This window comes from Variovorax robiniae (assembly GCF_037889955.1).
Lineage (GTDB): Bacteria > Pseudomonadota > Gammaproteobacteria > Burkholderiales > Burkholderiaceae_C > Variovorax > Variovorax robiniae.
The window spans coordinates 95,050-107,930 of sequence record NZ_JBBKZS010000014.1 but is presented as its reverse complement, the minus strand read 5'-3'; the positions used below and the strand labels follow the sequence as shown (position 1 = coordinate 107,930).

The following is a 12,881-nucleotide window of genomic DNA, read 5'->3' as shown; positions in this document are numbered from 1 at the left end:
AAAGCATGAACGCAAGACTCTGGAACACCAAGGCCGACGACCGGGCCGCGCGGCTTGCGCGGGCGGCCGAGGCACTTGGCCCCCGGCTCGCCGGCAAGCGCGTCGACACCGATGGCATCGGCGACCTGCTCGAAGCGGTGATCGCCCCCGGCGACCGCGTCTGCCTCGAAGGCAACAACCAGAAGCAGGCCGACTTCCTGGCCAAGGCGCTGGTGCAGGTCGATCCGCAGCGCGTGCATCACCTGCACATGGTGCAGTCGGTGCTGGCGCTGCCGGAGCACCTGGACATCTTCGAGAACGGCGTGGCCTCGCGGCTGGACTTCAGCTTCTCGGGGCCGCAGGGCGCGCGGCTGGCCAAGCTGGTGTCGGCGGGGCGCATCGAGATCGGGGCGATCCACACGTATCTCGAACTGTTCTCGCGCTACTTCGTCGACCTCACGCCCAAGATCGCACTGGTCGCGGCGCAGGCGGCCGATGCGGAGGGCAACCTCTACACCGGCCCCAACACGGAAGACACGCCGGCCATCGTCGAGGCCACGGCCTTCTCGGGCGGCATCGTCATCGCGCAGGTCAATGAAATGGTGGACGGCAAGACGACGACCTTGCCGCGCATCGACATCCCGGCCGACTGGGTCAGCTTCGTGGTGAAGGCGCCCAGGCCGAACTTCATCGAGCCGCTTTTCACCCGCGACCCGGCGCAGATCAGCGAGATCCAGGTGCTGATGGCGATGATGGCGATCAAGGGCATCTATGCCGAGTACGGCGTGCAGCGGCTGAACCACGGCATCGGCTTCGACACGGCGGCGATCGAGCTGCTGCTGCCGACCTACGCCGAGTCGCTGGGGCTCAAGGGCAAGATCGCGAAGCACTGGGCGTTGAACCCGCATCCGGCGCTGATCCCGGCGATCGAGGCGGGCTGGGTCGAGTCGATCCATTCCTTCGGGTCCGAGTTGGGCATGGAGGACTACATCCGCGCGCGTTCCGACGTGTTCTTCACCGGCCCCGACGGCAGCCTGCGCAGCAACCGCGCGTTCTGCCAAGCCGCCGGGCATTACGCCTGCGACCTGTTCATCGGCTCGACCTTGCAGATGGACCTGGATGGCAACAGTTCAACGGCGACGCTGGGCCGCATCTCGGGCTTCGGCGGCGCGCCGAACATGGGCGCCGATGCGCGCGGCCGGCGCCACACCAGCCCGGCCTGGCTCAAGGCCGGACGCGAGGCGCGTGCCGGGCGCACGGGCGCCGCGGGCACGCCACGCGGGCAAAAGCTGGTCGTGCAGATGGTCGAGACCTTCCGCGAGCACATGCAGCCGGCCTTCGTCGACCGGCTCGACGCCTGGACCTTGCAGGAGCAGGCCGGCATGGAACTGCCGCCGATCATGATCTACGGCGACGACGTGACGCACGTGCTGACCGAGGAAGGCATCGCCAACCTGCTGATGTGCCGCAGCGACGAGGAGCGCGAGCAGGCGATCCGCGGCGTCGCCGGCTACACCGCGGTGGGACTGGGCCGCGACAAGCGCGCAGTCGAGAACCTGCGCGACCGCGGCGTGATCAAGCGGCCGCAGGACCTCGGCATCGACCCGCGCGAGGCCACGCGCAACCTGCTCGCCGCGCGCAGCATGCGCGACCTGGTGCGCGCATCCGGTGGGCTGTACGAGCCGCCCAAGCGCTTCCGCAATTGGTAAGGAGCAACGACATGAGCGACATCCCCGTGGGGCTTGAGACCCTGGACTTTTCTTTCTCCGGCGGCCGGCCCGTCGGCACCTTTGCGCCGGTGCTGGTCGGCGTGGTCGGCTCGGGCAATCTCGAAGTGATGCTCGAAGCGGCGGCTGGCAACAGTTGCTCGGTGCGCGTCGAGACTTCGGCGCGCGGTTTCGGTCCGATCTGGCAGGCCGTCGCCGATGACTTCTTCGCACGCCATCCGATCGGCGGCGTGCGCGTTTCCATCAACGACATGGGCGCGACGCCTGCGGTCGTGAGCCTGCGCCTGGACCAGGCCGTGGCCGAACTGCCCCAAGGAGGCCGCGCATGATCAGCTTTGCCGAATGCCCTGCGCGTGAGCGCATTGCCCTGTTCTTCGATGCGGGCAGCTTCCACGAATGGATTCCGCCGGTCGAACGATTGACGAGTCCGCACCTGGCGCAGCTGGGCGTGCCCTCGGCCTTCGATGACGGCGTGGCCATCGGGCGTGCGACGCTCGACGGGCAGACTGTGTTCGTCGCCGCGCAGGAGGGCGAGTTCATGGGAGGCGGCGTCGGCGAGGTGCATGGCGCCAAGCTGGTTGGCCTCCTGCAGCGCGCCTTGCGCGACACACCCGCGGCGGTGGTGGTGCTGGCCGAGTCGGGCGGCGTGCGGCTGCACGAGGCCAATGCCGGTTTGATCGCCGTGTCGGAGGTGATGCGGGCCGTGCTCGACGTGCGCGCGGCCGGCATCCCCGTGGTGTTCCTCATCGGCGGGGCCAACGGATGCTTTGGCGGCATGGGCATCGTCGCGCGCTGTGCGGACTTCATCGTGATGAGCGATGTCGGGCGGCTGGCCATGTCGGGGCCAGAGGTCATCGAAGCCTCGCATGGCGTGGAAGAGTACGACTCGCGGGACCGGGCGCTGGTATGGCGCACCAGCGGCGGCAAGCATCGCTGGCTGATCGGTGATTGCGATGCGCTTGTCGAGGACGATGTGGCAGCGTTTCGCGCCGCGGCTATCGCGGCGATGAAGGTATCACGGCCGGTGACGCTCGAAGCATTGGAGGCCGAGCATGCATTGCTCGCTGCACGCCTTGAACTGCTGCCACTGGATACCGATGGTCAAGACCAGGCCACGCTGCTGTGGCATCAACTCGGCGTCGACAAGGCCGAGCGCGTACCCGACCTGGATGTGGATGACGTGCGTGCCTTGCGGGCGGCGTGAACAGGGAGAACGAACATGCAATGGAACCCACTCGCAACCCAACTCTTCGGGCCCACCCACGGCATCCGCGCGGAGGATGACTTCCTGCACGGCGACGTCGCCTTCGAGGGCCAGCCGATCACCGTCGTCGGCACCACGAACCATGCGCCCATCGGCGTCGCGCTCGCGCTGGCGCAGGCCCGCGTGATCCTCGACACCATCGCGCGGCATCCCAAGCGTCCGATCCTGCTGTTCATCGACACGCAGGGGCAACAGTTGCGCCGTCGCGATGAGACCCTGGGCATCAACCGCGCCATGGCGCACCTGGGCATGTGCATCGACCTGGCGCGGCGGCGCGGTCACCCGGTGATCGGCCTCGTGTACGACCAGGCGCTGTCGGGCGGCTTCATCACCTCCGGCCTGATCGCCGACGGCTGCTACGCGTTGCCTGAGGCCGAGATCCGCGTGATGCGCATCCCGGCGATGGCGCGCGTCACCAAGCTGTCGGAGGAGACGCTCACCGCCTTGTCGGAGTCGAACCCGGTGTTCGCGCCAGGCGTGGGCAACTACGTGGCGATGGGTGGCGTCCGGGCACTGTGGCAAGGCGACTTGCAGGCCGCATTGCGCGACGCCTTGACGAACACGCCCGTCGAGGACACGCGTGCGCAGGACGGCGCCGCGCGCGGCGGGCGCAAGCTCTCCGCATCCGTCGTGCAACGCGTGCTGGCCGCGGCCTGAAGCGGCCGGAGGCAGCGGCGATGGCATCGCTTCGCAGGCATCGACTGGCCCGGCTCTCCAGCACAGGCTGGGACGCATTGCTGGCCCGACCGTGGGATGCGCAGGCACGCGAATGCCTGGCGCATTGGGCAATGCATGAACTGCCGCTGGTCGTGACGCGACAGACGGCGGACATCGGCGATTGCCACCTCGTCGCGCTGGGTTTGCCCGCGCCGGGCCGCTGGGCGCGGCGTCGACTGGCCTTGCACGTTCCGCTGTCTGTCGTGTCGCGATTCGAGGAATTTGCAACGCTGGCCGAAGTGGTGGACTTGCTGCCGCTTTCCGAGCGCGTGGCCGGCGACCTGCAGGCGGGGCTCGCATCATGCGATGCCACGGCGCGCGTCTATGGCAGCTATGGCTGGCAGGCGCTCAGTGGCCTCGACCACGTCCGGCCGGGCTCCGATCTCGACCTGTGGGCGGCGGTGCGCAACGCGGCCCATGCCGACGCCGTGGGCCATTGCCTGGAGCGCTTCGCATCGTCGCGCCTGCGTCTCGATGGCGAACTGATGTTCGCCGACGGCACGGCCGTCGCCTGGCGCGAATGGTCCGACTGGCGCGCAGGCCGCACGCGCGCCGTGATGGTCAAGCGACTCAACGGTGCCGCGCTGCGCTACGACGCCGACTGGTGCGAGGGCGACCGCCAAGCGGCGCTGGCGACATGAAGCGCGCAACGCTGCCATTGCGCCGTGAGGCGCCGCTCACCCCGGCGGCCATCGGCCGTGCCGCCACACTGGCGCTGCACGATGAACTCGCGCTCGCGCCCAAGCCGGGCCTGGTCACGCTGGTCGACAACGGCAGCCACGACGACATGGACGCGCACACCTTCATGCGCAGCCTGTTCGCGCTGCGTCGGTACTTCGTCCAGATCGCGGAGGCGGGCCATGCAGGCGCCGACTTCCCCGAACTCGAGCGCCGCGGCATGGAAGCCGAAGCCCGCATGCTGGCCGCGACTCGCGGCATCAACACGCACCGCGGCGCGGTCTTCATGCTAGGCCTGCTGTCCGCCGCGGCCGGCGCCCTTGCGCGTGAGGGTGCCGCGGTGATGACGCCGGCAGCATTGCGCGAAGCACTGCAACGACGCTGGGGCGACGCGCTCTCGGCCCGCAGCCTGCGCACGTCGACGCTGCCCGGCGGCATCGCTACCCGAAGACTCGGCCTGCGCGGTGCATCGCAAGAGGCTGCGATGGGCTTCCCCGTGCTGTTCGAGACGGCAGTGCCCGCGCTGGCGCGCGGCCTCGCGAGCGGCCTGCCGCCGCGCCTGGCACGGCTCGACACCCTGTTCCATGTGATGGCCGTGCTGGATGACAGCAACCTCGCGCATCGCGGCGGCCTTGCCGGCCTGCGCCATGCACAGGCAGCGGCGCAAGGCTTCATCGACCGCGGTGGCAGCGCGAGGCCCGGCGGACTCGCGGAGGCCGAGGCCATTGCGCGTGACTTCGTTGCACGCCGCCTGTCACCCGGCGGCGCGGCCGACACGCTGGCCGCGGCGTGCTGGGTGATGCGCGTCTGTGGCGCTCCATGAGCATGGGTCTGCACCGCCCCAGCCATGCCGGCGCCCTGCTGCCGGGCAGGGATGACACGCCCCGCGGAAGGTGGGGTTGGCGGTGAGCTTCGCGCTGGTTTTCTCCGGCCAGGGCAACCAGCATCCCGCGATGCTGCCCTGGCTCGCCGACGATGAGCCCGTCCGGCGGATGCGCGCCCGTCTCGGCGTGGACGATTGGCGCGCCGCCTTGGCGGAGCCGGATTGGGCGGCAAACAATGCCAACGCACAGACCTTGCTGACCAGCCTCGCGCTCGCCGCATGGGGCCAGTTGGCGCGGCTGGTCCCGGCGCCCTCGGTCGTCGCTGGCTACAGCGTCGGCGAACTTGCGGCCTTCAGCGCGGCGGGCGTGATCGACAGCGATGTCGCGGTGTCGCTGGCACCCTTGCGCGCCGCCGCCATGGACAGCAGCGCCGCTCGCAATCCCGGAGGCCTGCTTGCAGTCACGGGCCTGCCGGAGGCCGCGCTGGCGCAACTGTGCGCGCAGACCGGCCTGGCGCTGGCCATCCGCAACGGCATCGAGAGCGTCGTGCTCGGCGGCCCCGATGCAGCCCTGGCGCAGGCGCAGGAGATCGCCACGGGGCAGGGCGCGCAGTGCACGCGCCTGCGCATCAACGTCGCCTCTCACACGCCGTGGATGCAGGACGCCGCGGAGCGCTTCTCGCAGGCGTTGGCCGATGTGCCATTCCGTTCGCCACGCGCCGTGCTGCTGGGCAACGCCGTTGATCGCATCCGCGATGCCGGCACGGCAAGGTCGGCGCTCGCCGCGCAGATCGCGCAGACCGTTCGCTGGGACGAGTGCATGCAGAACATCGCCGAGCGCCAGGTGCGCTGCGTGCTGGAGGTCGGCCCGGGCCAGGCGCTCACGCGCATGTGGAATCAACGCTATCCGGAGATCCCCGCGCGCGCCTGCGACGACTTCCGCAGTGCCGCTGCCATTGCAAGCTGGCTACAGGCGAACGACGACTGAAAACACCATTGGCCGAACGTCATAGGTTGCATGGCCGACTCGCTCGGCAAGGCATCCCTGATACGTGCTTCTTCATTGGGAAACGTGCCGATTTGCCTGTCAAGTAAGCCGCGCGGCAGAGTTGGTGCAAATGCAAGTTCAGAGCCAAAATGAAACCAGCATGCCCCGACACGCGAACGACCTTCGATCCCACCCATGGTGAATCTGGCCGACTTTTCAGACACGTCGATTCTGGAGCCCTGCAAACATTGTGGTGAGTTGCTGCAGGAGAGGGAGCGTTTCTGCCCGTTCTGCGGCACCGATCGGACCGGGGAGGGCGTACGCGATCCGAGGTTCGACGTCGAGGTGGCCATCGAGCACGGCAGTGGCCGCTCCCTCGCACCCTACGAGATCGACTATCCGCTCGTGGACCCGCAAGACCCGCGCGAGATCACCTCGGTCCCTTCCACCGCGATCATGGAGGAGGTCGGCTCCAACGTGGGCTTCGTCCGCCCCGGCGTGCCGTGGCGACAGGGTGTGGCGGCGACCGAGACCCGGGTTGACTGGGCCGACAGTCCGGTCACGCCGAATCGCCTGATCCTCGGCATCGCGGCGGCGCTGCTGGCCTTGCTGGGCTTCGCCTTCGCGTACGACCACTTCTACCTGGACAAGCAGCGCGAGGCCGCCAAGGTGCGCGAGTTCAAGACGCAAGTCGAAGCGGTGCGCAGTGCATTGGGTAGTGGCGACCTGATCGCCGCGGAGCGTGGCCTCGAAAAGCTCGACATCGACTATGCGAACAACCCGACGGTGCAATCGCTCCAGCAGGCCTTCGATCGCCGACTGCAGGAACAACGGCAAGCCGGGATGCGCGAACTGCCGCCGGACGCCGTACCGGATGCGCCCGCCCCGGCGAAGGCGGTCGCCCCTGCGGCAAGACCGGCGCCTGCGCCCGTTGCGGCGGCGCCCGCGGCTGCTCCAGCAGCGGCCCCGGTCGCCGCCGCCGCTGCGACGGCGCCTCCGGCCCCGACCCCCGCCAGCGTGCCTGTGCCAAAAGTCGCCGCGCGCGAACCCGCGGCGGCTGCTCCGGCCCAGGCCGCCGCAACCGCGCCTTCGGCAAGAACCGCGGCGCGTGAACCCGAGGCGGCCGCCCCGACGGACGCGACCGGGAACAAGGATTGCAGTGATGCACTCGCCGCTCTGGCGCTGTGCACCAAGAAATAAGACAGCAGGTCAGGGAGCAGCAAGAACGGGCCCGGCATTGCCTGGCGCGACTGTCCACATTTTTTGTTGGGAGCCAGCATGCGAATCAGATCCATCCTCACGGGGTTGCTGTTCATGGCCTTCGGCGCCGCCTTCGCGCAGCCTGCCAAGACACCGTACAAGATCGTCACCGCGTCGAAGACCGGCACCTACATCCAGATCGGCCGCGACCTTGCCAAGTACGTCGCGGACCCGGCGGGCATCGATCTGGAAGTGCTCGAATCGAAGGGCTCGGCGGAGAACATCAGCCGCATGCGCTTCGAGCAGGGCGTCAAGTTCGCGCTGGTGCAGTCCGACGTCTACCAGGCCTTCCTCGACGAGGCCAAGGCCGGCAATGCCGATGCCGGCAACATCATCCGCCCGCTGCGGCTCATCATGCCGCTGTACGACGAGGAGATCTACTTCGTCGCCCGCGCCGATTCGCCGCTGAACTCCATTCATGAGATCAAGGACAAGAAGCTCAGCGTCGGGCCGCTCGGCAGTGGCACTGCGCTCACCTCCCGCACGCTCTACCAGTTGATGTTCGGCGAGTCGATTCCGCAGGCCAATGCGCAGTACCTGAGCAATGAAGACGCACTCGTTGCGCTGACCGTCGACAAGACCATCGACGTCGCCATCATCGTGGCCGGCCAACCCGCCAAGCTGTTCACCGAAATGCTGCCGGAGGCGCGCAACTACATCAAGATCCTGAAGCTGGACGAGAAGGCGCCGGAAACCGCGCGTGGCCGCAAGACCTATTTCCCCGCGACCATCCGCGCCTCCAGCTATTCGAACTGGCTGCAGTCCGACATTCCTACCTGGACCGTCAAGGCCTACCTGGTCACCTATGACTACGGCCTGCAATCCACCGTCGGCAACCTCACGGCCTTCGCGGAATCGCTCTGCGCCAACTTCGACAAGCTGCAGGCCAGCGGCCATCCGAAGTGGAAGCAGGTGCGACTCGAACTGCCGCCGCTGGGCACCGGCTGGCGCTACTACCCGCCGATGGAAAAGCGCCTGCGCGCCTGCATCGCCGGCAAGACGGCAGCCGCTTCTGCGGCAGCGTCGCCCGCGCCGGAGCGGCCGCGCACGCGACCCTGCACGGAGCAGGAAGTGGTGCTCGGTCTGTGCAAGCGATAGGGCTGGCCCAGCCCCGAAGCGTCGCGACGACATAGCGGTTCTGCACTGGGACAGGCGCGCGCAAAGCGCGCGTTGCCTGGGCGCTGGGCATCTTGATGCAGCAACTGCATCGAATCGTCCAGCAATATGCAATGGACGCAACGCCCTCCAGGCTCAAGAATCGAGCCTGTTCCGCCCCGTCGCAGACCTTCAAACCCCAGAGACAAGCAACGCATGAAGCCCTTCTCCCGAACCCTCGTCGCCGTACTCATCGCATCGGCATTTGTTCCCCTCACGTTCGCCCAGCAGGACATCGCACCCAAGCCCGCGACCCAAGCCACCATCCGCGCCAACCAGACCGTCGCCCAGGCGATGGCCATGGACGACAAGACCGACACCGACGAAGCCACGCGCGGCCTGGTCGCGCAGTTCCCCGAGGCCATCGTCAAGGGCGCCAACGGCAACACCGTCTGGGACCAGACCCGCTTCGGCTTCATGAAAGGCGATGCACCGGCCACCGTGAACCCCAACCTCTGGCGCCATGAAAAGCTGGAGAACGCCAGCGGCCTGTTCAAGGTCACCGATGGCATCTACCAGATCCGCGGCCTCGACCTGGCCAACATGACCTTGGTCGAAGGCAAGACCGGCTGGATCGTCATCGACCCGATCTTCACCGCCGAGATGGCGAGAGCCACGCTGGCCTTCACGATGAAGCAACTCGGCAGCACCAAGCCCGTCGTGGCCGTGATCTACACCCACAGCCATGTGGACCACTTCGGCGGCATCCGTGGCGTGATCGACGAGGCCGACGTCAAGGCCGGCAAGGTGAAGATCTATGCGCCCGAAGCCTTCATGGACAACGCCATCGCCGAGAACGTGCTGGCCGGCAATGCCATGTCGCGCCGCGCCACCTACCAGTTCGGCACCGGCCTCGAAGCCAACGACCGCCAGGCCGTGGGCGGCGGGCTCGGCAAGGCGCTCACCTCCGGCACGCCGGGCCTGGTCCCGCCGACCGACTACATCACGAAGACCGGCGAGGAAGCCACCATCGACGGCGTTCGCATCGTCTTCCAGATGGCGCAGAACTCTGAGGCGCCTTCGGAAATGATGTTCTATTTCCCCGACAAGAAGGCCTTGTGCGCGGCGGAAGTCATCACCAAGACGATGCACAACATCTACACCATCCGTGGCGCCAAGGTGCGGGATGCGCTGTCGTGGAGCAAGTACATCAACTCGACGATCGACCTGTACCCGGATGCAGAAGTGGTCTTCGCCAGCCACCACTGGCCCACCTTCGGCAAGGACAGCATCCGCAAGTACCTCACCAACCAGCGCGACACCTATCGCTTCATCCATGACCAGGCGCTGAACCTGGCCAACAAGGGCTGGACGATGGACGAGATCGGCGACGCGAAGTTCTTTCCCAAGGGCCTGGCCGCCGATTCCAGCACCCACGGCTACTATGGTTCGCTGAGCCACAACCTGCGCGGCGTCTACCAGTACTACCTGGGCTTCTACGACGCCAACCCGGCCTCGCTGAACAGGCTGCCGCCCACCGACCTCTCCAAGCGCTACATCGCCGCGATGGGTGGCGAGCAGAAGGCGCTCGAAGTTGCGCGCAAGGCCTTCGACGAGGGCGACTATCGCTGGACTGTGGAGGTCACCAACCGCATCGTGTTCGCCAACCCGGCCAACACCGCCGCCAAGCTGCTGGAGGCTGATGCCTTCGAACAACTGGGCTACCAGTCCGAAGCCGGCACCTGGCGCAATGCCTACCTGGTCGGCGCCCGCGAACTGCGCCAGGGCGTGATCAAGCCGCCGTCGTCGAGCCAGGGCCCGGACGTGGTGCGCGGCATGGACAACGAACTGCTGTTCGACTACATCGCGCTGCGGCTCAACCACGAGAAGACCGACGGCATGAAGGCCGGGATCCAGATGGAGTTCACCGACCTCAAGGAAACCTGGGCGCTGGAACTGTCGAACTCGGTGCTGAACAACACCAAGGGCCGCGTGCTGAAGCAGCCCGACGTCAAGCTCACGCTGACGCGCCCGGCCTTCCTGGCGATGCTGCTGCAAGGCAAGAAGCTGCCGGAGTTGGTGGAGGCGAAGATGGTGAGCGTGGAGGGCGACCCGAAGGTGCTGGCGGGCGTGTTTTCGAACGTCGAGACCTTCGACCCGTACTTCAACATCGTGACCCCCTGACGGTAGCGGGCGGCGTCGTTCGAACCCCTCCGCGAAGCCCTCGCGGAGGCGTACCATGTGAGGTGTCTGCACGGCTCCTTCACAAGGATCATGAGCGACCCCGACTTCACGACACTGCGGCAACTGATGCTCGCGGAAATCACCGCGAAGACGATCTTTGCCACCTCGTACCTCGGAAAGGCGGCGCTGCGCCGGCTGGTCATGGAGGCCATGGGCAAGGTGCCGCGCCATGAGTTCGTGCCCTTCGAGCTGCGGCCCTACGCGTATGTCGATTCACCGTTGCCCATCGGCTTCGGAAAGACCATCTCCCAGCCCTTCATCGTCGCCGTGATGACCGACCTGCTCGACGTGCAGCCGACCGATCGGGTCCTCGAGGTCGGCACGGGCCTCGGCTACCAGTCGGCCGTCCTGTCCGAACTCGCGCAGCGGGTCTACAGCGTGGAATTGATCGATGAGCTGGCCAGCCAGGCACGGCGTCGGCTGGCGGACCTGGGATGCTCGAACGTCGAGATCAAGGTCGGCAACGGTTGCAACGGCTGGCTGGAACACGCGCCCTTCGACAAGGTGATCGTGACGGCGGCCCCTGAACTGATCCCGCCCGCGCTCACCTACCAGTTGAAGCCCGGCGGCAAGATGGTGATACCCGCCGGCCTGCCGGATGCGCAGCAACTCATCGTGGTCGAGAAGGATGCGAGCGGCTCGCTGACGACGCGCGAGATCTTCGCGGTGATGTTCTCGACGCTGGAAGATGCCGAGTCAGGCTGAGGCGCGCGCGATCGCCGCCACCGCCCCCTTGAGTTCCTCGAACGCTCCTGCAATGGAGCCCGCGATCTTCTCTACCCCCGGTACTGCCTCCGGCATGGCCAGGAACCCGATCTGCAGGCGATCGTCCAGCGTCACCGTGGTCACGTTGAGCCATTGCCCCGCCGGCACCACCGACACCGGCAGCACCCACTCGACCTTGGCGCCCATGAGGTAACGCTTCTCCGCGAAGCCGAAGGGGTTCGACACCATCAGGTTGGCCACGCGCACTCCTGTCTTCAGCCCGAGCTTCTCGACCAGCGCCGGCACGCCATGCACGATGGTCGTGTAGAGCATCACCGTGTCGTTGCCCGATTTGCCGATCACGCTCTTCACGGCCTGCGTCTCCGCGCGAATCGCCCCGAGCCGCTCGGCCGGACCCAGGCCCGGCGCCCCGAGCGGGAACTGGAGCACCGCGATCGGGTTGCCGCCCACCACATCGGACAGCGCGATCGGCATGGCCATCACCAGCGGACGGGTCGCGCGCTTGCCGCGCTCGTGCAGGTAGCGCGACAGCGCCATGTCCAGGGTGGCGAGCAGCACGTCGTTGACGGTCGAATGGGTCGCCTTGCCGATCGCCTTCATCTCGCGCAACGGCAGCGTGCAGAAGGCCAGCGAGCGCCGGGCCGAGGCGCGACCGCCCAGCGCGGCCGGTATGCCCGTGTAGGGCAGCGACAAGCCCTGGGCGCCGGGCACGCCCAGCGCCTTTAGGCCCTGCTGCGCCAGCATCGCATAGAGCTCCGCAGCGGTCGCGGCGCCCCCGCCGAGCTTGCCCAGCAGGTCGGTCAGCCGCTTGGCGATCGATGCGCGTACGGGGTTGGCTGGGCCGCGCCGGGGCAGCGCTTCCCACATCGCGCGCACCTCGGGGTCGTCCGGCGTGAGCGCCAGCCAGTTCGAGATGGCCTGCACGAAGCCGCGCCCATCGATGATGCCGTGATGCGTCTTGCCGTAGAGCGCGACCTTTCCGCCTTCGATGCCGTCGATGATGTACAGCTCCCACAGCAGCCGTGTCAGGTCGAGGCGCGATTCATGCAGCCGGCAGACTTCCGCGCAAAGGTCGTCGAGGCTGCCCGGCGCTTCCAGCGTGATGCGATGCACCTGCTTCGACACATCGGCTTCCGCGTCGACCTCCAGCGAGGGCATGGCCAGCGGCGGCGTGCGCAGCCTGTAGTTGAACGGCACGCCCGCGGGCCGCTCGAGCATGCGGGCCATGAGTCGGTCGGCAAAGCCGGCGCGTCCGCGCCTGGGTGGATCGAGCACCACCAGCGGGCCGATGTTGAAGGGGCGCTCGGGCGTCTCCAGCAGGAACATCGCCAGGTCGATCACGGAAAGTGCGGGCATGGGATTCGCCTCCTGCGTCCGATG

Annotated in this window: 12 protein-coding genes; 11 read left to right on the top strand and 1 reads right to left on the bottom strand. The window is 67.6% G+C overall.

Translation table 11 applies throughout. The features are described from left to right. Positions 1–5: 5 nt before the first annotated feature. The 11 genes from mdcA to WKW79_RS26225 all read left to right on the top strand — a co-directional run bounded on the left by mdcA (position 6) and on the right by WKW79_RS26225 (position 11,480). Complete coding sequence (mdcA, locus tag WKW79_RS26275; protein WP_340338166.1) at positions 6–1,688, top strand: malonate decarboxylase subunit alpha; 1,683 nt, start codon at positions 6–8, stop codon at positions 1,686–1,688. A gap of 11 nt (positions 1,689–1,699) precedes the next feature. Then, complete coding sequence (gene mdcC, locus WKW79_RS26270; RefSeq protein WP_340338165.1) at positions 1,700–2,035, top strand: malonate decarboxylase acyl carrier protein; 336 nt, start codon at positions 1,700–1,702, stop codon at positions 2,033–2,035. Then, complete coding sequence (locus WKW79_RS26265; protein WP_340338164.1) at positions 2,032–2,910, top strand: biotin-independent malonate decarboxylase subunit beta; 879 nt, start codon at positions 2,032–2,034, stop codon at positions 2,908–2,910. The genes mdcC and WKW79_RS26265 overlap by 4 nt, the downstream gene beginning before the upstream one ends. Before the next feature lie 15 nt (positions 2,911–2,925). Beyond that, positions 2,926–3,627 carry a biotin-independent malonate decarboxylase subunit gamma gene (gene mdcE / locus WKW79_RS26260; protein WP_340338163.1) on the top strand — a complete coding sequence of 234 codons (702 nt, stop codon included), beginning with the start codon at positions 2,926–2,928 and terminating at the stop codon, positions 3,625–3,627. Between the two features lie 20 nt (positions 3,628–3,647). Beyond that, positions 3,648–4,328 carry a malonate decarboxylase holo-[acyl-carrier-protein] synthase gene (gene mdcG, locus WKW79_RS26255; protein WP_340338162.1) on the top strand — a complete coding sequence of 227 codons (681 nt, stop codon included), beginning with the start codon at positions 3,648–3,650 and terminating at the stop codon, positions 4,326–4,328. After that, complete coding sequence (locus tag WKW79_RS26250) at positions 4,325–5,188, top strand: triphosphoribosyl-dephospho-CoA synthase (RefSeq protein ID WP_340338161.1); 864 nt, start codon at positions 4,325–4,327, stop codon at positions 5,186–5,188. Before mdcG ends, WKW79_RS26250 begins: the two co-directional genes overlap by 4 nt. An 82-nt stretch (positions 5,189–5,270) precedes the next feature. After that, positions 5,271–6,176: a malonate decarboxylase subunit epsilon gene (locus tag WKW79_RS26245; protein ID WP_340338160.1), complete on the top strand. Its 906-nt coding sequence runs from the start codon at positions 5,271–5,273 to the stop codon at positions 6,174–6,176. Between the two features lie 195 nt (positions 6,177–6,371). Next, positions 6,372–7,376: a zinc ribbon domain-containing protein gene (locus WKW79_RS26240; RefSeq protein WP_340338159.1), complete on the top strand. Its 1,005-nt coding sequence runs from the start codon at positions 6,372–6,374 to the stop codon at positions 7,374–7,376. A gap of 78 nt (positions 7,377–7,454) precedes the next feature. Beyond that, entirely contained in the window at positions 7,455–8,534 is a 1,080-nt protein-coding gene (locus WKW79_RS26235; protein ID WP_340338158.1) for a TAXI family TRAP transporter solute-binding subunit, read from the top strand. A 213-nt stretch (positions 8,535–8,747) separates the two neighbouring features. After that, positions 8,748–10,715 (top strand): alkyl/aryl-sulfatase, encoded by a 1,968-nt coding sequence (locus WKW79_RS26230; RefSeq protein ID WP_340338157.1) that lies wholly within the window; start codon positions 8,748–8,750, stop codon positions 10,713–10,715. A 90-nt stretch (positions 10,716–10,805) separates the two neighbouring features. Further along, on the top strand, positions 10,806–11,480 hold the full coding sequence (locus tag WKW79_RS26225) for a protein-L-isoaspartate(D-aspartate) O-methyltransferase (protein ID WP_340338156.1): 675 nt from the start codon (positions 10,806–10,808) through the stop codon (positions 11,478–11,480). Here the strand turns inward: WKW79_RS26225 and WKW79_RS26220 are convergent. Continuing rightward, positions 11,472–12,857 (bottom strand): wax ester/triacylglycerol synthase domain-containing protein, encoded by a 1,386-nt coding sequence (locus WKW79_RS26220; protein WP_340338155.1) that lies wholly within the window; start codon positions 12,855–12,857, stop codon positions 11,472–11,474. The genes WKW79_RS26225 and WKW79_RS26220 overlap by 9 nt on opposite strands. Positions 12,858–12,881 lie beyond the last annotated feature (24 nt).

Bases quoted from the DNA above. Each gene is read 5' to 3' on its own strand.
- mdcG (WP_340338162.1), top strand. From the start codon at position 3,648: ATGGCATCGCTTCGCAGGCATCGACTGGCCCGGCTCTCCAGCACAGGC.
- WKW79_RS26235 (WP_340338158.1), top strand. From the start codon at position 7,455: ATGCGAATCAGATCCATCCTCACGGGGTTGCTGTTCATGGCCTTCGGC.
- WKW79_RS26230 (WP_340338157.1), top strand. From the start codon at position 8,748: ATGAAGCCCTTCTCCCGAACCCTCGTCGCCGTACTCATCGCATCGGCA.
- WKW79_RS26240 (WP_340338159.1), top strand. From the start codon at position 6,372: ATGGTGAATCTGGCCGACTTTTCAGACACGTCGATTCTGGAGCCCTGC.
- WKW79_RS26220 (WP_340338155.1), bottom strand. From the start codon at position 12,857: ATGCCCGCACTTTCCGTGATCGACCTGGCGATGTTCCTGCTGGAGACG.
- WKW79_RS26265 (WP_340338164.1), top strand. From the start codon at position 2,032: ATGATCAGCTTTGCCGAATGCCCTGCGCGTGAGCGCATTGCCCTGTTC.
- WKW79_RS26225 (WP_340338156.1), top strand. From the start codon at position 10,806: ATGAGCGACCCCGACTTCACGACACTGCGGCAACTGATGCTCGCGGAA.
- mdcA (WP_340338166.1), top strand. From the start codon at position 6: ATGAACGCAAGACTCTGGAACACCAAGGCCGACGACCGGGCCGCGCGG.
- mdcE (WP_340338163.1), top strand. From the start codon at position 2,926: ATGCAATGGAACCCACTCGCAACCCAACTCTTCGGGCCCACCCACGGC.
- mdcC (WP_340338165.1), top strand. From the start codon at position 1,700: ATGAGCGACATCCCCGTGGGGCTTGAGACCCTGGACTTTTCTTTCTCC.
- WKW79_RS26250 (WP_340338161.1), top strand. From the start codon at position 4,325: ATGAAGCGCGCAACGCTGCCATTGCGCCGTGAGGCGCCGCTCACCCCG.